The organism is Agrobacterium sp. InxBP2, assembly GCF_026191755.1.
GTDB classification, from domain to species: domain Bacteria; phylum Pseudomonadota; class Alphaproteobacteria; order Rhizobiales; family Rhizobiaceae; genus Agrobacterium; species Agrobacterium pusense.
Map to the genome: position 1 here is coordinate 193,864 of NZ_JAINDY010000036.1, position 18,215 is coordinate 212,078.

Below are 18,215 nucleotides of genomic sequence, written 5' to 3' on the forward strand. Positions count from 1 at the left end.
CGCCTGTATCAACCGTCAAACCGTGGCGCTTTTTCGTCAAGCAAAGCGTTGATTTCAGAAACGGCCTGGGCGGCGCCACCGACATTATCGAAAACACCGCTGCGCATAGCCACGAACTCCACGCCCGTCTCCGCCACGGCAACCACGGACGAGAGGTCCGTGCCGCCCATGACGATGGCGGGGATTTCGATCATCGACGCCCACCACTCACCAAGCGCCAGGTTCTTGGGATGCGCCTCGGGCTTGATGTCGCCTTCGAGCTTCCCGAAAAACACGTAATCCGGATTGGCCTCGCCCTGCTCCAGCGCCTTGTGGCGGTCATCGGCATTTCCGCCGCCGACGATCAGTTTCGGGGTGAATTTTTCCACAGCCTCCGAAAGCGCCTCGGCGTTACCGACCACATGCAGCCCGTCCGCCTTCACCCGGCCGGCGACACGGCTGTCACCGGCAATGAGCGCTGCGGCACCCGACGCCTGGACGAGGGGTACGATCAGTTCGGCGCGTTTCTGAAAAGCGGCTTCATCCAGACCGTATTGCGGAATGATGACCGAAGCGACATCGCCTCCCCGCAGCGCGGCTTCCACATCTGCCGCCTGCTTTTGCGCATCGTCCGATTGCGGGACGATCAGGACAAGGCGGCAACGGTCTTCAACAATGCTCATCGTTTCGTCCATTTCAGGCAGACGACGCTTCCGGCGCGATCTGCACTCGTTTTCATATGACAAATCCGATAAACCGGACCGGCGAAAGGATCAACCATACATCCATGCTGACCGATTTTCATTTTTATCTCGTCGCCATTCCCGCAGTGGTTCTCGTCGGCCTTTCCAAAGGGGGACTGGGCGGCGCGCTGGCGCTGATGGGCGTGCCACTGATGGCGCTTGCCGTATCGCCCGTGCAGGCGGCGGCGATATTCCTGCCGATCCTGATCGTCATGGATATTGTTGCGCTCTTCGCCTGGCGGCACTACAACCATCGCCAGACGCTCCTTGTCATGCTGCCGGGGGCAATCGCCGGCATTGCGCTCGGCTGGGCAACTTCGAGCATGATCTCCGCAGATGCCATGCGTCTCGTCGTCGCCTCGGTCACGATCCTGTTCGTGTTGCGTTACTTTTATGAGAGTTTCAAAAGCCGCAATGGTCAGGAAATTCCGGCAGAACCGCAAAGGCCGGCCGCCGCCACGCTCTGGTCCAGCCTGTCCGGTTATGCGAGTTTCGTGGCCCATGCGGGTGGACCGCCCTTCCAGATCTACGTTCTGCCGCTGAAACTCGACCCGAAGACCTATACCGGCATGAGCGTGCGCTTCTTCGCCATCATGAATGCGATCAAGCTCATACCCTATTTCGCACTTGGCGCGCTCGACGCCACCAACCTCAAGACATCGGCAAGTCTGCTGCCCGTCGCGATGCTGGCGACGCTGGCCGGTGCAAGAGTGGTGAAATACCTTAAACCATCCGTGTTTTACCCGCTGATGTATGCCATGGCGTTGATTGCGGCACTGAAACTGCTGTGGGACGGACTGCCGTTCTAATACGGCAATAAAAAAAGCTCTGGCAGCAGGTTTTCGCCGCCAGAGCTCGAAAGGGTCAGACCGCCGACCCCTCATTCATCGAGGGCCAGCGATCTGCCATAAATCAATGTCTTGTGGAGGCTTTGAGCCTCTGGAGTTCATCCTTCAGGCGCAGTTTACGACGTTTAAGGTCCGCGATCTCTCTATCGTCAGACGACGGGGAAGCAAGAATACTTTCGAGCTCCTCCTCCAGAGCACCGTGTTTCTTTTCGAGCGATGCAATATGAGCCTGAATGGTCATGCGGCACGTCCTTCCTTTTTGAACCTACCTCCAGCTCTCCATCGCTGGAGTTTCAGGTTTGCGACGACAATGTGACACGGATCGATCGGCTTGTCGAAGGCGAAATGAAGGCAATAAGTGGGCAATTTGGTCGCAAGGGATAACTTCCCGTTACCGCGATTTGATGATAGAGGCTCGTGAACGATCACATACGCGCCGGAGGCTATCCGGCTGGCATAAAATGGGGATGACAAGATGCCCGATCAGGACCAGGCGGACATCAGGCTCACGCTGGCGCGGCTGCGCCAGGAGCATGAGGATTATGACGCGGCGATCAATGCGATGATCCAGACCAGCTGCGACGCGCTGCGGATACAACGCATGAAAAAGAAGAAGCTGGCCGTCAAGGACAAGATGACCCAGCTGGAAGATCAGGTCATTCCCGATATCATCGCCTGAGCCCGGAGACATTACGTGACAGCAGAAACGCCCCCCGTCGCCATCATCATGGGCAGCCAGTCCGACTGGGAGACCATGAAGAACGCCGCCGACACGCTGGATGCGCTCGACATCGAGTACGAAGCCCGCATCATTTCCGCCCATCGCACCCCTGACCGGCTTTACGATTTCGCCAACGGCGCGAAAGACGAAGGCTTCAAGGTCATTATTGCGGGCGCCGGCGGCGCTGCCCATCTGCCGGGCATGACAGCTGCCATGACGCCGCTTCCGGTCTTCGGCGTTCCGGTCCAATCGAAGACCATGTCCGGCCAGGACAGCCTCTATTCCATCGTGCAGATGCCCGCCGGCATCCCTGTCGGCACGCTCGCTATCGGCAAGGCCGGCGCGATCAATGCGGCCCTTCTCGCGGCCGCGGTGCTGGCGCTTGGCGATGAAGACCTTGCCGATCGTCTGGACGCCTGGCGTGCGCGCCAGTCGGCGGCTGTCGCGGAATACCCCATGGACAGCGCCCAGTGACGACACACGACATGGCAAAGACAACCAACCTCACCATCGGCATCATCGGTGGCGGGCAACTCGGCCGCATGCTGGCGATGGCCGCGGCGCGTCTCAACCACCGTACCATCGTGCTGGAGCCGCAGGCGGATTGTCCGGCGGCACAGGCCTGCAACGACCAGATCGTGGCAGCATATGATGACGAAAACGCACTTGCGCAACTCGCAAGCCGCTGTGATGTCGTGACCTACGAATTCGAGAACGTGCCCGTTGCCGCGGCAGAAAAACTCAGCGCCTCGGTTCCCGTTTATCCGCCGGCACAGGCGCTCAGCGCCTCACAGGATCGCTTGACGGAAAAACGCTTCCTCAACGATTGCGGCATTCCAACCGCCGATTTCCGCGCCGTGGATAGCCAGGAAGAACTGGAAGCCGCGCTGGCCGCCTTTGGCGGCAAAGGTGTGCTGAAAACCCGTCGCATGGGTTATGACGGCAAGGGCCAGCGCCTCTTCCGGGGTGGCGAAGACCTCGCGGGCGCGTTTGCAGCGCTTGGCGGCGTGCCCCTGATTCTTGAAAGCTTCATCGCCTTCGAACGCGAAATTTCGATCATCGCCGCCCGTTTCCGGGACGGGACCGTGACCTGTTACGATCCGGCCGAGAACGTTCATCTGAACGGCATCCTGCACACATCCACCGTGCCGGCCGCACTTTCGGATGCCGCAAGGGATATTGCCGTGAAATCGGCGGAAAAGCTGCTGGCCGCTCTCGATTACGTCGGCGTTATCGGCATTGAGTTTTTCGTCCTGCCGGATGGATCGCTGGTCGCCAATGAAATGGCGCCCCGCGTGCACAATACTGGCCACTGGACGGAGGCGGCCTGTGTGATCTCGCAATTCGAACAGCATATCCGAGCCGTATCGGGCCTTAACCCCGGCAACACTGATCGCCATTCCGACTGCATCATGACCAATCTGATCGGCGATGACATCAACGACGTACCGGCATGGCTGTCGAAAAAAGACTGTCTCGTCCACCTCTACGGCAAGACGGAAGCACGGCCGGGCCGCAAGATGGGCCACGTGACGCAGCTTCTGCACACAGGAAAAGCCTAGTCTTTTAAGGCAAAGACGCGGGCAAGTGTTGACAGGCAGGGCTCAAACAGGTATCTGCCTGCCAACCGAAAAGAGCGCGCCCCGTTGCGCGCTTTTGATTGTTTGAATAGCACGGCACAAACCGTGCAAAACTGCGGACCAGTAAAATGAAGATCAAGAATTCGCTTAAAGCGCTTAAGGCCCGTCATCGCGATAACCGCCTGGTTCGCCGCAAGGGCCGCGTCTACATCATCAACAAGCAGAACCCGCGCTTCAAGGCTCGTCAGGGCTGATTGACTGCGACTGCGGTTCGCGATCAGATCGCGGATCACTTTGTTGACAGACCAGAAGTTTGCATTTGATATTGGGCGCAGTCGGGTTAAGCTTTAACCCATGCGCCCAAATCGTTTTTGCACCGCTCTCATTATTGCTCAGGGCTTCATGGTCTCAAGCCTCGCGTTTGCGGGAACGGCTGCTGTTGCTCAAGCGGCAGACGGAAAGCCAGCTGTTGCTGTCGAATCAGCGCCATCACCCGCCAAGACAATCGACACGCTTTTCGCTTCGCTGAAAAAGGAACGGAATGCGGTCAAGGCGCGCAGCATCGCCAACCAGATCGCCTCCGAATGGAATGATTCCGGCAGCGCAACGATCAATCTCCTGATGCAATGGGCAGGCGAAGCTGCCGACGAAAAGCGCAACGCCGCCGCTTACGATTTTCTCGACCAGGTTGTTTTGCTCGATCCCGACTATGTGCAGGCGCCCTATCGCCGCGCCATGGTCCATTTCGCCGATGGCGACACCCGCAAGGCAATGGCGGATATCAACCTGACGCTGGAAAAAGAGCCGCGCTATTTCCCGGCCCTCGCAAGCCTGGCCAACATCCTCGAAGCCTCCGGCCGCGACGAGCTGGCGCTAAAAGCCTGGGAGCGTTATCTGGCGCTTTATCCTGCGGACAAGGATGCCCTCAAGGAAGCCATCGACCTTTCAGAAAAGCTGGCTGGCACGCGCGGCTGATGTCGAGGGCAGTTTAAACAAAAATCGCCGCAGAAGCGGCGATTTTTCATTGAGGCATTTTCAGCCGATCATTCCATGCCGAGCGCGGCCATATAAGTCTGAAGAATCGTTTCTTCCTCTATGCGCTCGTTGGCATCCTTCTTGCGCAGGCGGATGATGGTGCGGATTGCCTTGGTATCGTACCCACGCCCCTTCGCTTCGCCCATGACATCCTTGATATCACCCTGAATAGCAGCCTTTTCTTCTTCGAGGCGCTCGACGCGCTCGATGAACTGACGCAGTTCGGCGGCGGCGACGGTTTCGGTGGTGCTGGTTTCGTCCATCATATCATCCTTCATTGGCGGCCCGCATGTGGGCCTTGTTCATTCAAACTGGCAAGGCGTTCGCCGGTCGCTGCCAGCAGGCAGCAAAATTCAGGCCTGTGAACTGCCCACTGAAAGGCGTCCCGTCAAGTCGATTCCGTCGGTGAAGACTTATTCCTTGGGCCGGTTCTGCTCGAAAGCGGCTTTCTGGTCGCCACTCGCTTCGCCCTGGTATTTCTCTTTCCAGTCCTCATAGGGCATGCCGTAGACGATTTCCCGGGATTTTTCCTTGCTGAGCGGAACACCCGCTTCCTCGGCCGCTTCACGGTACCAGTTGGAAAGGCAGTTGCGGCAGAAGCCCGCGAGATTCATCAGGTCGATGTTCTGCACATCGTGGCGTTCACGAAGATGTTTGACGAGACGCCGGAATGCGGCCGCCTCAAACTCGATCTGCCCGTTGTCGTTCTCATTTGTCATGGCGAAACTCCAGGCTCAATAGGGGCCGGTGCGGGAAGCGAACAGCTGATATTCATGCAGAACCGGATCGTCATTCATTGCGGCAAAAATGGGAGCGAGCCGGTCTGACCATTCGGCGATCCCCTCCTCGTTCCCGATCAGATCCTGCCTGACCTCCAGAAGTGCGTGCGGTATACCCTTCGCCATACAATGACGATACATGGTATCGCCCTTGAGTGCTCCGTCATAGGGTTCGTTGTCGCCGACGAGAATGTCGCCGGTAGCGCGCAGATGCGCCAGCAGCGGATCGACGGCGCGATGATCCGTATCCCACAGAACCGCCGCATGCCATGGCCTCGGCGTTTCCTTCCAGAACGGTGTATAGGAATGCAGTGACAGGACGAGCGGCGCTTCTTCCGAGGCCTCGGCCACACGGGTCAGCACGCTGTCCACGGCATTGTGATAAGGCCGGTGAAAAGTCTCGATCCGCCTTTGCCATTCCTCGTCGGAAATCGGATGGTTTCCGGAGATGATCGCTCCGTCCGAGATTTTCATGATGAGAGTTGGATCATCCTCACCACGATTCGGATCGATCAGCAGCCGCGAGAAACGCCCGAGCACCGCCGGCACGCCAAGGCGCACAGCCAGCGAGCGCGTTAGCCCCTCTATACCGATATCAAATGCGATGTGGCGATGAAAAGCGGTTTGCGGAAGACCAAGATTGCCGTAGTGTGCCGGCAGAAGGTTCATGGCGTGGTCTGCCAGCAGGACCATGCCTTTGTCATAATCGCCTTCTATGATTTCATAGGGTATGAAGTCGTTCATCGATGATTTTTCTGGGGCAGCATTGAGGAGAGAAACTTGATGGCATGGCTTGAGGCCGGGCGCAAGTTACGGCGGAAGAACAGCCATCTACCTTATCGCACTCACGATCCCACGAACAATATAATCGATTAAACTCGCGTTGACTTTCTTGGGCGGCCACGCCAAGAAGTGTGTTCATTATAACCATGGAATCCGGATGGAAGCCGTGACTCAGTCATCTCTCGCTCGTCCCCGCCACATCAGGCACCTCGCCCGTCTTTTTTCCATAGCGGCATTGTTTCTGACCCCTTTCATGATCGCGGCGCCCGCGTATGCGGATTTTCGCGTCTGCAACAGCACGCAGAATCTCGTGGGGGTCGCAATTGGCTATCGGGCACAGGAGGGCTGGGTCAGCGAAGGCTGGTGGCAGGTCCCCGCCTCGACCTGCGCGACGCTGATCGAAGGTGAACTGCAGTCACGTTATTATTATCTCTATGCCGAGGATGCCGCTCATGGCGGCCGCTGGACCGGTGACGTCAACATGTGCGTGGCGGAAAACGAGTTCAAGATCACCGGTGTGGATGATTGTTATGCCCGCAGCTTCCAGAGAATGGGTTTCAAGGAATATGACACGGGCAGACAGGGCAGCTGGATGGTCCAGCTTTCCGATACGCCAGGCACACAGGGAAATCAAAACTGATGAAGCGTAACCGCAAAGTCAAAATTCTTGCAACTCTCGGCCCTGCCTCCTCCGATGAGGCCATGATCGAAAAGCTGCATCTCGCCGGCGCGGATCTTTTCCGGATCAACATGAGCCATGCGAGCCACGACCTGATGCGGACGCTCATTCAGCGCATCCGTTCGGTCGAGAGCCGCAACGGCCGCCCCATCGGCATTCTGGCCGACCTGCAGGGTCCCAAGCTGCGCGTCGGAAAATTTGCGGAAGGCAAGGTCGAGCTCGTACCTGGCCAGACCTTCACCCTTGATAACAACGACGCACCTGGCGACAACACCCGCGTTTTCCTGCCGCACCCCGAAATTCTCGAGGCGGTCAAACCGGGCCATCGCCTGCTGATCGATGACGGCAAGCTGCATCTGCGCGCTGAAAAGAGCGACGGCAAGAGCATCGTCACCACGGTCATTTCCGGCACGCGCATTTCCGACCGCAAGGGTATCAGCCTGCCCGACACTCTGCTCGGCGTCGGCGTTCTCACCGACAAGGACCGCGTCGACCTCGATGCCGTGCTGGAAACCAACGAGGTAGACTGGGTCGCGCTTTCCTTCGTCCAGCGTCCTGAGGACCTGGCTGAAGTGCGCAAGATCGCACGCGGCCGCGTCGGCCTTATGTCCAAGATTGAAAAGCCGCAGGCGGTCGAGCGCATCGAAGAAATCATCGAGCTTTCTGACGCCCTGATGGTTGCCCGTGGCGACCTTGGCGTCGAAATGCCACTGGAAGCAGTTCCCGGCATTCAGAAGCAGCTGACCCGCGCCTGCCGCCGCGCAGGCAAGCCGGTCGTGGTTGCCACGCAGATGCTCGAATCGATGATAACAGCGCCTGTACCGACCCGCGCTGAAGTGTCCGACGTCGCCACCGCCGTCTTCGAAGGCGCTGACGCGATCATGCTCTCTGCCGAGTCTGCCTCTGGCGATTATCCGGTCGAAGCCGTTTCCACCATGGCCTCCATCGCAAGCACCGTGGAACAGGATCCGCATTATTCCAACATCATCTACGCGCAGCGCGCCCAGCCGGAACCGACAGGCGCCGACGCGATTTCGCTGGCCGCCCGCCAGATTGCCGAAACGCTGAAGCTTGCGGCGATCGTCACCTACACATCGTCGGGCACGACAGGTCTGCGCGCGTCGCGTGAGCGGCCGCAGGTTCCGATCATCGCCCTCTCGCCGATCATCCAGACCGCACGCCGACTGTCGGTTGTCTGGGGTCTGCACTGCGTCGTCACCGGCGACGCCAGCGATCTGGACGACATGGTGAACCGCGCTTGTCGCATCGTCGTTTCCGAAGGCTTCGGCAAGCCGGGTGACCGTATCATCATCTCCGCCGGCGTTCCGCTCGGCACACCCGGCGCGACCAACATGGTGCGTATTGCCTATATCGGCTCGGACGGCCAGAGCGGCGTCTGACGGACAGATATCAGGAACAAAAAAACCCGCCGTCACCGGCGGGTTTTTTATTGGCCTCTCGGGCCGCATTGGCAATGAAGGCTCAGTGCATCTTGACCGGCGTGCTGAAGCGGCTCGATTCGATGGCGACCGCGCCCGGCTTGAAGCTTGCCGACGTCGCGGAAGCCGACATATCGTGGCTCAGCATGCGGTTGGCGACAACCCGCGGCGCCTTGACCGAGCGCCCGGTCGTGCCCTTGTTCTGATTGAGGGCCCAATCCGAAATCAGGTCCTGTGTCAGACGCCCGCCGCCGACCATGGCCTGGTGGGAAACCGCAGCATCCTGCTTGCTCGGGCGTGCACCCTTGGTCGGCAGGCCGGCAGTGAGACCACTATTGATGGCAGGTTTCAGATCGAAAGCGTCACCGAAGCCGGACTGTGGTTCTGCCTTGGCCGTTTCAGCAGGTGCGACCGTGACCTTGTGATTGACGGCGGCCGGGAAAGGAGCGGCTGTCGGCGTGACGGCTGACTGAACCTGCGACCGGGCAGCCTGACCGCTCTGTTCCAGAGCTGCGACCACCGTTGGTGAAAGGGTGTCCTGCTGCGTCTCGGCGAGGTCGTCTTCACCCTCCGGATCGGCATTCGCGGCCGCCAGCAGGGCTTCCGCAACAGCCGGACGGTTGGCGGGGACCGGAACAGAGGCCAGTTCGCCCGTTGCTGCGGGCGTTGCGCCTTCAGCGGAAGCGGTGAGAACAGAACCCTCGGCATCCCCCTTCATGCCACGCGGCCCGAGAAGCGTCGGCACCGGAACTGAAACCTCGGCGAGATCGGCAAATTGCTGACGCTCGGCAGGCGCGGATGTGGGCGTCGGTGTGGTCGCTGCCTGCAGCGCATCCTGGGCTGCGTTACGCGCCGGCGAATAAAGCGCGGTCGCAAGGCCGGTATTGGCAGGCGGCTGGTTGCCGAATGCGGGACGGGCCGTGGGCAACGGGGCATCGGTCACACCCGGAAGTGCCTGGGCCGAAGCAACGGCGATTGTCGGTTCGGGCTCAGGAGCCGCCTGCTGCGGAGCTGCCGGGCGAGCAACCGCCGGACGTTCGGCGGGCTCGGGCGCTGCGATGCTATCGGGATCTTCATCCTCGTCACCGCCGCCAAACAGGGCCTGCAACAGGGTCTTGCGCTTGCCGCCGCCCGAAGAGGCCGGACCGGCACCGGCACTGGAAGCAACCTGAATGGAAGAGGAACTGACGCGCTTCTTGTAATCGGCAAGCGCCTGCTCATAACCGGGAAGCGGCTTACCATCGGAAGGAAGATGCAGCGTATTGCCATTCGGGAAGATGCGGACGAGTTCCTGGCGGCTCATGCGCGGCCAGGCACGAACGCCGCCGACATCCATATGCACGAAAGGAGATCCCGATGTCGGATAGAAACCGACGCCGCCGATCTGCATCTGCATGCCGATCTCGCGAAGACGGGAAAGTTTCACGCCGGGGATATAAAAGTCCATGGCCTTGCCCAGCATGTGCTGGCTCTTTTCTGCGACACCCTTGGTGCGCGTGCGCAGAAGACCATTGGTTTCAGGCGAGCGGAAAGCCGACACGACGTTGATATAATCAGTGGCACCGCTGCGGCGATAGACTTCCCAGACGAGATCGAAAAGGCGCGGGTCCATGCGTGTCGGCTGGTTGCGACGCCAGTCGCGCAGGAATCGGTTCAGCTCCTGCAGACCCTTCTGGTCATATTTTCCATTGCGCTTGAAGGTGATGACCGCCTTCTCGCGTGTGTGGATATAATACAGCTTGAGACTGCGCGTTTCGGCGGCGGCTTCCGTCGCCGAAACACCAACGAAAGGCATTGCGGCGAGCATCAGGCAGGCAAAGGTGACAGCGCGTGCCGACAGCTTCGTGCATATATCCTTGATCAAGCCGCGCGCCATCTTGCCTGAAAGCGCGTTATTCCGATGCAGATATGGCAATTCGATCCCCGCCTGGAAGACAATTTCTGTCACATTGCCTCAAATGAACGTCAAATACGGTGACACGATGGCAAAATTGCCACACACATACAACCTTCCTCTATATAGTGAATCAGCCACTAACAAGAGGTTTATAGACGGTAAGCGGATATCCTTGCTCAGAAGTTAACGAATTTTGCGATCTGCCCTCGAATAAGTGCCTTGCGCGATCATGCGACGTCTCGAAGCGGATCATCGGGATCGATGCCGTAATCCTTCAGCTTGCGATAAAGTGTCGAGCGGCCGATGCCGAGCTTTCTGGCGACCTGACTCATCTGCCCGCGATAAAAACGCAGGGCGAAACGAATAAGCTCCTCTTCGATCTCCGCCAGCTTGCGGATGTTGCCTGTCTCATCCGTGCTGGAGATCAGGCTTCCTCCCCTGTAAATGGTGGTGGAAACATCCGCCGGTTCATCCGTGACGACATGGTTTTCGACGGCTGGTGCCGGTGGCGAATAGGCTGCGAGCTTCAGTGACGATCCGGATGGCGAGCGGATGGCATCCTCTGCGTAATCGCCTGTCGAGAATTCCGGCAGTTGCAGCGCGATCTGCGGAAAATCGGCATCCGACAGTTCCCCGCCCTGCGACAGCACGACGGCGCGGAAGACGGCATTTTCAAGCTGGCGAATATTGCCGGGCCAGTCATAAGCGGTCAGCAGCGCCAGCGCGCTGGCATCCAGGCCCACGGGATTGGGCAGCTTCTGCTCCGCGGAAAAACGTTCGGCAAACACCCGTGCGAGGTGGGGGATATCTTCCTTCCGGCGACGCAAGGCGGGAATGGTAATCGGAAAGACGTTGAGGCGATAATAAAGATCCTCGCGGAAGCGGCCTTCCTTGACCTCCTCGATGAGATTCTTGTTGGTGGCCGAGATCAGCCGCACATTTACTTTCTGCACCCGAGCGGAACCGACGGTTTCTATTTCGCCCTGCTGGACGGCGCGCAGCAGCTTGACCTGCACGTCCAGCGGCAGATCGCCGATCTCGTCCAGGAACAGCGTGCCACCATCCGCTTCCATGAATTTGCCGACGTGCTTTTCCGTCGCGCCGGTGAAGGCGCCCTTCTCGTGACCGAAGAGAATGCTTTCCACGAGATTATGGGGAATAGCGCCGCAATTGACTGTAATAAAGGGCTTGTTCGCCCGGTCGCCGGCGGACTGGATGGCCCGGGCGACCATTTCCTTGCCCACGCCCGACTCACCCTCAAGCACCACGGGAATGCTGGACTGGGCGGCGCGCTGCGCCAGTTCGATCACCCTCAGCATTGCGGGGCTTGCGGAAACGATATCGGTAAAATTCACTGCATTGCTCCGTCCGCGCCTGCCCGTGCGGGCCTTTGCCTCTCTTCTGTCGAGCTTGAGCGCATTGGAGATGGCGGCGCCGATCCTTTCCGGTGAGACCGGCTTGACGACGAAATCGAAGGCGCCGGCGCGCATTGCCTGCACCACCGTGTCTATGCCGCCCTGCCCCGTCTGGACGATGACCGGAACGTCGACGCCCAGTTCACCAACGGCTTTCAGAAAACCGAGACCATCCATCTCCGGCATCATGAGATCGAGGACGACGACATTTATTTCACCGCTATATTGCTTGAGGAGCTCCAGGCCGGCCTTGCCGTTCTCGGCAAGCAGGGCCAGGTGCCCATAACGTTCCACCGCATTTTTGAGCAGGCGGCGCTGGACGGGATCGTCGTCTATCACAAGAACATGCGCGGTCATTTTTAGCTCCGGTTTCCGGTTTATGGACCTGCGTCATGCGGTCCCTTGTGCCGCACTCTGGCACGGGAGACTTGAACATCCAGTTTTGAGAATTGCTTGCATTTTATCCATTGCCGCGGGAAACAAAGGCCCCATATGCTGCGCAAAGCATAATCAGAAGGACATATCCGATGACCCTCAACCAACCCGTTCCGCAGCCTGTCTTCGCCCTCGCCGAAACAGCCGCCCCACTGCTTGGCGACCTGCCCGGCTGGAAGCTTTCGGACCTTTATCCGTCGGGAGATTCGGCCGAATACAGGGGTGACCTGGAGAAAGCGGCGTCGATGGCGGCTGCTTTCGAGCAGAAATGGAAGGGCAAGCTTGAGGCCGCCGCAAAGGCGACGGGCGAAAAGGGCATCGGCGCGGCGCTGAAGGAATATGAAGCGCTGGACGATCTTATCGGCCGCATCGGCTCTTTTGCCGGGCTCACCTATTTTTCCGACACATCCAATCCGGCAAACGGCAAACTCTACGGCGACGCCCAGGCGAAACTGACGGATATTTCCTCCCACCTTCTGTTCTTCACGCTCGAACTCAACCGCATCGACGACGCCACGATGGACGCCTGCATGGCGAATGATGCAGCTGCAGGGCATTACCGCCCCTGGCTTGTGGATTTGCGCAAGGACAAGCCGCACCAGCTCGATGATCAGCTCGAACAGCTTTTCCTTGAAAAATCGATGACCAGCGCGGCGGCGTTCAACCGCCTCTTCGACGAGACGATGGCAGATCTGCGTTTCGACATAGACGGTGCAAGCTTGCCGCTGGAAGTGACGCTCAACATGCTTCAGGAGCCGGAACCGGAAACCCGAAAGAAGGCGGCGGAAGCGTTGAGCGCCACCTTCAAGGCCAATCTGCGGGTCTTCTCGCTCATCACCAACACGCTCGCCAAGGACAAGGATATTTCCGACCGCTGGCGCAAATTCGAGGATATTGCCGATAGCCGCCACCTGGCGAACCGCGTCGAGCGCGAGGTTGTCGATGCGCTGGCGGCGGCAGTCAAAAAAGCCTATCCGCGCCTTTCGCATCGCTATTACGCCATGAAAGCGAAGTGGCTTGGCATGGAGCAGATGAATTATTGGGACCGCAACGCACCCCTTCCCGATACGTCGAACACGATCATTTCGTGGGATGAGGCAAAGGATACCGTACTTTCCGCCTATGGCGACTTCGCGCCGGAAATGGCCGATATTGCCCGCCGCTTCTTCGATGAAGAATGGATCGACGCCCCTGCCCGCCCCGGCAAGGCGCCGGGTGCCTTCGCACATCCCACCGTGCCCTCGGCCCATCCCTATGTGCTGGTCAACTATCTCGGCAAACCACGCGACGTGATGACGCTTGCCCATGAGCTTGGCCACGGCGTGCATCAGGTTCTGGCCGGCGAACAGGGGGCCCTGATGTGCGCGACGCCTCTCACTCTGGCTGAAACGGCCTCGGTGTTCGGGGAAATGCTGACCTTCCGCAAACTGCTCGATGACACGAAGGATGTTCGGGAACGCAAGGCCATGCTCGCCCGCAAGGTCGAGGACATGATCAATACGGTCGTGCGCCAGATTGCTTTTTATGAATTCGAGCGCAAGCTTCACACTGCGCGCAAGCAGGGTGAACTGACCTCCGAGCAGATCGGCGACTTGTGGCTTTCCGTTCAGGCCGAGAGCCTGGGTCCGGCGATCCGGATTTCCGAAGGCTATGAAACCTGGTGGACCTACATCCCCCATTTCATCCACTCGCCCTTCTATGTGTACGCCTATGCCTTTGGCGATTGCCTGGTAAACTCGCTTTATGCGGTTTACCAGAAGGCCGAGTCGGGCTTTCAGGAGAAGTATTTCGAGCTTCTGAGGGCGGGCGGCACCAAGCACCATTCGGAACTCCTGAAGCCCTTCGGCCTTGATGCGACCGATCCCTCCTTCTGGGACAAGGGGCTTTCGATGATCGAGGGGCTGATCGACGAGTTGGAAGCGCTGGATAACAGGCAGGCTTAATCTCATCCACCGGCAGGGCTATCCTGTTCCGGATAAGCTTTGCCGGTTGATGGTGCCGGCACAGGATGCCGGTCATCAATTTCGGACGACGAGCACAGGCCATGAAACGCAAACCCGCCGATCTGACCTTGAGGGAAACGCTGCGCTGGGAGCCACAGACCGGCTTTCAGCGCATTGACCAGCATATCCGCCGGCTGCTGCGCTCTGCCGACGCGCTCGGTTTCCGTGCCCCGGCCAATGCGGTTCAGGCGCTGGAAAAGGCGGTGGGCGGCGACAAGCCGCTCTGCGTCAGGCTGGTGATGAACTACAAGGGGGAACTGGACATCGAAACCACCGAGTTCGAGCCCCTGCGACAGGATACGGTCTGGCGGGTTCGTATCGCCCGGAACGTCAAACTCGATTCCACTGATACCTTCTATCGCCATAAGTCCTCGCGCCGCGAACCCTATGACGCCGCCCGTGCTGAATTTTCAGCCGGAGAGGCCGACGAGGTACTGCTGCTCAACGAACGCGGCGAATTGTGCGAGGGATCATCGACCAGCATTTTCGTGGAAATGCCAGATGGGCAATTGCTAACGCCGCCGCTCGACAGCGGCATTCTGCCGGGCGTGCTGCGCGCCGATCTGATCCGCGAACGCAAGGCGCGTGGACAGGCACTGAGGCCGGAAGACATTGCCGGCCGCAGGCTCTTCGTCGGCAATTCGCTGCATGGGCTGGTTGCGGCGGAACTCATCTAAACCGTTACCGCCAGAAGCCGGTCGCGGCCCTTCTCCTTGGCCGCATAAAGGGCCTGATCGGCACGCGTGAAAATATCGTCCGCGCTTTCCGCCGTCCGATAGGCCGTCATGCCGGCCGAGCAGCTGTAGGAAAAATCCGGAAAATCCGCGAGAGGTCGCGAAAGCCGAACTCGCTGCAGCAGCCGCTCGACAATGTCCCGCCCCTCGGCAAGAGACGTTCTCGGCAGGACGAGCATGAACTCTTCACCACCGATCCTGCCGAAACAATCGACCCTGCGGATGACGGAATGGGCGACGCCGACAAAATCGCGCAGCACCGCGTCACCGCACTTATGACCGAAACGATCATTGATCTGCTTGAAAAAATCGATATCGAGCGTGCAAAGGCAAAAAGAGGCTTCCAGCCCCTTTGAGACCTGCTCGACCTGCAACGCCAGCTTGGCGAAGACGAAGCGGCGGTTCGCCGTTCCCGTGAGTTCGTCCGTCTGGGAGGCGCGTACGGCCAGATCCCTGTCCTGCCTCAGCGTTCTGTAACCCTGGCGCAATTCGGTGACATCGCTTGCAACGCACAGCATCCAGCCATCCTGCTGCACCGTTTCCGTCATCCAGAACCAGCGGCCGTCATACATGTCCATCTCGAAGGCGCGGTAAGGCAGCTTGCCGCGACGGGACTGCGCCGACAGCAGCCATCCCTCGAAATCATTGTTGCGAATGACGACACCGGTCCGCAGCCGGTGGTTCAGCCGCATGATATCCGCCCAGGTCGGAAAATCATCTTCGGCAAGCCTGAAGCTCTCCCGAAACGACGGATTGGCATGCCGCAACCGATCGTCGGAATCATAGAGGGCGATCAAAACGGGGGTGGCACTCTGAAGCGCTGTTACACGCGCGAAAAGATCACTCAACAGGCAACTCCTGTGATGGAGAAATCCCTCCCCCATCATCCCGTCAAGCCCTCCCCGAGCCTTGGTCGATGGCGAAAAGAAGAGTTCAATTATAAACGCGCCCTCCAAAATGCGAAGAGGTAGAATGAAGGGAAGAGAAGCTGAACCGACCTTGCGAGCAGCACCGTCATATGTCCGTCATCTGCCTGCCCTTTATTGTGGCACGCTTTTGTGATCTAGCTTACTTATTGGCTGAAAAAGGAAAATTGACGAATGACGGACGCAAACCACCCGATTTATGGCGATATCGATGGCCCAATCATCATGATCGGCTTCGGCTCCATCGGGCGCGGCACTCTTCCGTTGATCGAACGTCATTTCAATTTCAACCGGACCCGCCTCGTGGTCATCGATCCGCGCGCAGACATCGCCCCGTTTCTGGCCGAGAAGGGCATCCGTCATATCCAGACACACCTGACAAAGGAGAACTATAAGGAGGTTCTCAAGCCGCTTCTTAAAGGCGTGCGGGGTCAAGGTTTCTGCGTCAACCTTTCCGTGGATGCCGCATCCGTCGATCTCATGCGGATTTGCCGTAAACACGGCATGCTCTACATCGACACCGTCGTCGAGCCATGGCCCGGCTTTTATTTCGATGCCGATGCCGACAATGCCGCGAGAACGAATTATTCGCTGCGCGAGACCATGCTCAAGGAAAAGGCGCGCAGACCCGGCGGCACGACGGCCGTTTCGACCTGCGGCGCCAATCCGGGCATGGTCTCGTGGTTCGTGAAACAGGCACTCGTCAATCTCGCAAAGGATATCGGCGTCGACATCGAGGAGCCGCAGTCCCATGACCGGGAGGGCTGGGCGAAACTGATGGAGCGGCTTGGCGTCAAGGGTGTTCACGTGGCTGAACGCGACACCCAACGGGCGAAAGAACCCAAGCCCTTCGGCGCTTTCTGGAACACGTGGTCCGTCGAAGGTTTTATCGCGGAAGGTTTTCAGCCGGCAGAGCTCGGCTGGGGAACGCATGAGAACTGGATGCCGAAAAACGCAAGAAAACAGAAGAAGGGCAGCAAGGCAGCGATCTATCTCGATCAGCCGGGCGCCAACACAAGAGTACGCACATGGTGCCCGGGCCTTGGGCCGCAATATGGATTTCTCGTCACGCACAATGAGGCGATTTCGATTTCGGATTATTTCACCGTCCGCAACGAAGGTGGCGACGTGACATACCGACCCACCTGTCATTATGCCTACCATCCCTGCAACGACGCGATTCTCTCCCTGCATGAACTCTTCGGCAATGGCGGCATTCCCCAGCCGGTTCAGCATGTGCTGGGCGAAGACGAGCTTGTCGATGGCGCCGACGAGCTGGGCGTCCTGCTCTATGGTCACGAAAAAAACGCCTATTGGTATGGCTCCCGGCTCAGCCTGCAAGAGGCGCGGTCGCTTGCCCCGAACCAGAACGCGACCGGACTGCAGGTCAGTTCGGCGGTGCTGGCTGGCATGGTCTGGGCGCTCGAAAATCCTCAGGTCGGCATCGTCGAAGCCGACGAGATGGACTATCGCCGCTGCCTTGAAGTGCAGCGCCCCTATCTCGGCCCGGTCGAGGGTCATTATACCGACTGGACACCGCTTGATGGTCGTCCCGGCCTGTTCCCCGAAAATCTCGACAAGTCCGATCCCTGGCAGTTCCGCAACATCCTCGTGCGCTGATGGAAGAGTCTCATATTTGCCACGCCGGGACTTTCCTGAATGACCTCAGGAACCGGGGAGAGCGAACAACGTTGCCTTGAAATAAAGAACGCTTCACGGCATGGTCGAAGCAAGAAGCTTTTATCGAATCGCAGGAGAACAGGCTCATGAACTTCAAGACAAGCGCGGCTTTGCTTTCAGCCGCCATCGCGGTGTCTTCATGCGTCGCGCCGGGTCCATCGCAGCAAACCTCGATGGCGCCGTCCCTGTCCCGCGGGCCGGCTGTCGACGGCCGCTGGATCGACCGCAACGGCATCGTATCGACCTTCCAGAACGGCGCCTTCTCCACCCGGTCAACCGACACCAACACGCTGCTGGCCTCCGGCACCTATGTCACCATTTCGCCGACGCTTTACGAAATCAATATGACGTCGCTGGTTCGCAACACGCAGTCGCGCGTTAACTGCGCCCTCGTCTCCCCGTCACAATTGAACTGCACGACGGACACAAACAGCCAGTTCTCGCTCACGCGTCAGGGCTGATAATATCACCTATTCAATAAGATAAACCCCTCAGACGCACGCCTTTGGCGTGCGTTTTTCTTTATTGCCTACCTGTCA

At 59.0% G+C, this 18,215-nt stretch carries 20 protein-coding genes; 12 read left to right on the forward strand and 8 right to left on the reverse strand.

Going from position 1 to position 18,215, the window contains the following annotated elements; all coding sequences use genetic code 11:
• Positions 1 to 8: 8 nt before the first annotated feature.
• On the reverse strand, positions 9 to 662 hold the full coding sequence (locus K7A42_RS25140) for a thiamine phosphate synthase (RefSeq protein ID WP_282456092.1): 654 nt from the start codon (positions 660 to 662) through the stop codon (positions 9 to 11).
• 104 nt (positions 663 to 766) lie between these two features.
• Between K7A42_RS25140 and K7A42_RS25145 the strand changes: the two genes are divergently transcribed.
• Positions 767 to 1,531, forward strand: a complete 765-nt coding sequence (locus K7A42_RS25145; protein WP_006697178.1) for a sulfite exporter TauE/SafE family protein — start codon at positions 767 to 769, stop codon at positions 1,529 to 1,531.
• Between the two features lie 103 nt (positions 1,532 to 1,634).
• On the opposite strand, the gene K7A42_RS25150 is transcribed toward K7A42_RS25145, so the two are convergent.
• Positions 1,635 to 1,811, reverse strand: a complete 177-nt coding sequence (locus tag K7A42_RS25150) for a YdcH family protein (protein ID WP_003506164.1) — start codon at positions 1,809 to 1,811, stop codon at positions 1,635 to 1,637.
• 234 nt (positions 1,812 to 2,045) lie between these two features.
• Between K7A42_RS25150 and K7A42_RS25155 the strand changes: the two genes are divergently transcribed.
• From K7A42_RS25155 to K7A42_RS25175, 5 genes are all read left to right on the forward strand, one after another.
• Entirely contained in the window at positions 2,046 to 2,249 is a 204-nt protein-coding gene (locus tag K7A42_RS25155) for a YdcH family protein (protein WP_003497661.1), read from the forward strand.
• 48 nt (positions 2,250 to 2,297) lie between these two features.
• On the forward strand, positions 2,298 to 2,765 hold the full coding sequence (gene purE / locus K7A42_RS25160; RefSeq protein WP_034497641.1) for a 5-(carboxyamino)imidazole ribonucleotide mutase: 468 nt from the start codon (positions 2,298 to 2,300) through the stop codon (positions 2,763 to 2,765).
• 11 nt (positions 2,766 to 2,776) lie between these two features.
• Positions 2,777 to 3,853, forward strand: a complete 1,077-nt coding sequence (locus K7A42_RS25165) for a 5-(carboxyamino)imidazole ribonucleotide synthase (RefSeq protein ID WP_034497308.1) — start codon at positions 2,777 to 2,779, stop codon at positions 3,851 to 3,853.
• A gap of 146 nt (positions 3,854 to 3,999) precedes the next feature.
• Complete coding sequence (ykgO, locus tag K7A42_RS25170; protein WP_003497670.1) at positions 4,000 to 4,125, forward strand: type B 50S ribosomal protein L36; 126 nt, start codon at positions 4,000 to 4,002, stop codon at positions 4,123 to 4,125.
• Positions 4,126 to 4,225: 100 nt separating this feature from the next.
• Positions 4,226 to 4,846 carry a tetratricopeptide repeat protein gene (locus tag K7A42_RS25175; RefSeq protein WP_153775924.1) on the forward strand — a complete coding sequence of 207 codons (621 nt, stop codon included), beginning with the start codon at positions 4,226 to 4,228 and terminating at the stop codon, positions 4,844 to 4,846.
• Positions 4,847 to 4,914: 68 nt separating this feature from the next.
• Here K7A42_RS25175 and K7A42_RS25180 read toward each other — a convergent pair whose 3' ends face one another.
• The 3 genes from K7A42_RS25180 to K7A42_RS25190 all read right to left on the reverse strand — a co-directional run bounded on the left by K7A42_RS25180 (position 4,915) and on the right by K7A42_RS25190 (position 6,429).
• Positions 4,915 to 5,172: a DUF2312 domain-containing protein gene (locus K7A42_RS25180; protein WP_006314683.1), complete on the reverse strand. Its 258-nt coding sequence runs from the start codon at positions 5,170 to 5,172 to the stop codon at positions 4,915 to 4,917.
• Between the two features lie 147 nt (positions 5,173 to 5,319).
• A complete protein-coding gene (locus K7A42_RS25185; protein ID WP_006697181.1) occupies positions 5,320 to 5,625 on the reverse strand; it encodes a DUF1244 domain-containing protein in 306 nt (101 codons plus the stop codon).
• A 15-nt stretch (positions 5,626 to 5,640) separates the two neighbouring features.
• Positions 5,641 to 6,429: an N-formylglutamate amidohydrolase gene (locus K7A42_RS25190; protein WP_282456093.1), complete on the reverse strand. Its 789-nt coding sequence runs from the start codon at positions 6,427 to 6,429 to the stop codon at positions 5,641 to 5,643.
• 292 nt (positions 6,430 to 6,721) lie between these two features.
• Between K7A42_RS25190 and K7A42_RS25195 the strand changes: the two genes are divergently transcribed.
• Both K7A42_RS25195 and pyk read left to right on the forward strand, forming a co-directional pair.
• The gene (locus K7A42_RS25195; protein WP_318252556.1) at positions 6,722 to 7,108 is read left to right on the forward strand and encodes a DUF1036 domain-containing protein; all 387 of its coding nucleotides are present in this window, start codon (positions 6,722 to 6,724) and stop codon (positions 7,106 to 7,108) included.
• Complete coding sequence (gene pyk, locus K7A42_RS25200) at positions 7,108 to 8,547, forward strand: pyruvate kinase (RefSeq protein WP_004445813.1); 1,440 nt, start codon at positions 7,108 to 7,110, stop codon at positions 8,545 to 8,547. Before K7A42_RS25195 ends, pyk begins: the two co-directional genes overlap by 1 nt.
• 82 nt (positions 8,548 to 8,629) lie before the next feature.
• Here pyk and K7A42_RS25205 read toward each other — a convergent pair whose 3' ends face one another.
• Both K7A42_RS25205 and K7A42_RS25210 read right to left on the reverse strand, forming a co-directional pair.
• The gene (locus K7A42_RS25205; RefSeq protein ID WP_282456094.1) at positions 8,630 to 10,534 is read right to left on the reverse strand and encodes a DUF882 domain-containing protein; all 1,905 of its coding nucleotides are present in this window, start codon (positions 10,532 to 10,534) and stop codon (positions 8,630 to 8,632) included.
• Positions 10,535 to 10,710: 176 nt separating this feature from the next.
• Positions 10,711 to 12,255 (reverse strand): sigma-54-dependent transcriptional regulator, encoded by a 1,545-nt coding sequence (locus K7A42_RS25210; RefSeq protein WP_244405801.1) that lies wholly within the window; start codon positions 12,253 to 12,255, stop codon positions 10,711 to 10,713.
• A 170-nt stretch (positions 12,256 to 12,425) separates the two neighbouring features.
• Between K7A42_RS25210 and K7A42_RS25215 the strand changes: the two genes are divergently transcribed.
• Both K7A42_RS25215 and K7A42_RS25220 read left to right on the forward strand, forming a co-directional pair.
• A complete protein-coding gene (locus K7A42_RS25215; RefSeq protein WP_282456095.1) occupies positions 12,426 to 14,276 on the forward strand; it encodes a M3 family oligoendopeptidase in 1,851 nt (616 codons plus the stop codon).
• Between the two features lie 101 nt (positions 14,277 to 14,377).
• Entirely contained in the window at positions 14,378 to 15,013 is a 636-nt protein-coding gene (locus K7A42_RS25220) for an aminotransferase class IV family protein (protein WP_112416213.1), read from the forward strand.
• Here the strand turns inward: K7A42_RS25220 and K7A42_RS25225 are convergent.
• Positions 15,010 to 15,918, reverse strand: coding sequence for a sensor domain-containing diguanylate cyclase (locus K7A42_RS25225; RefSeq protein WP_006697187.1), 909 nt, complete (start codon positions 15,916 to 15,918; stop codon positions 15,010 to 15,012). The two genes, K7A42_RS25220 and K7A42_RS25225, sit on opposite strands and share 4 nt — an antisense overlap.
• Positions 15,919 to 16,170: 252 nt before the next feature.
• Here K7A42_RS25225 and K7A42_RS25230 point away from each other — a divergent pair, with 252 nt between their 5' ends.
• Entirely contained in the window at positions 16,171 to 17,616 is a 1,446-nt protein-coding gene (locus tag K7A42_RS25230; protein WP_282456096.1) for a homospermidine synthase, read from the forward strand.
• A 146-nt stretch (positions 17,617 to 17,762) separates the two neighbouring features.
• A complete protein-coding gene (omp10, locus tag K7A42_RS25235; protein ID WP_003506132.1) occupies positions 17,763 to 18,137 on the forward strand; it encodes an outer membrane lipoprotein Omp10 in 375 nt (124 codons plus the stop codon).
• The last annotated feature ends 78 nt before the right edge of the window (positions 18,138 to 18,215 follow it).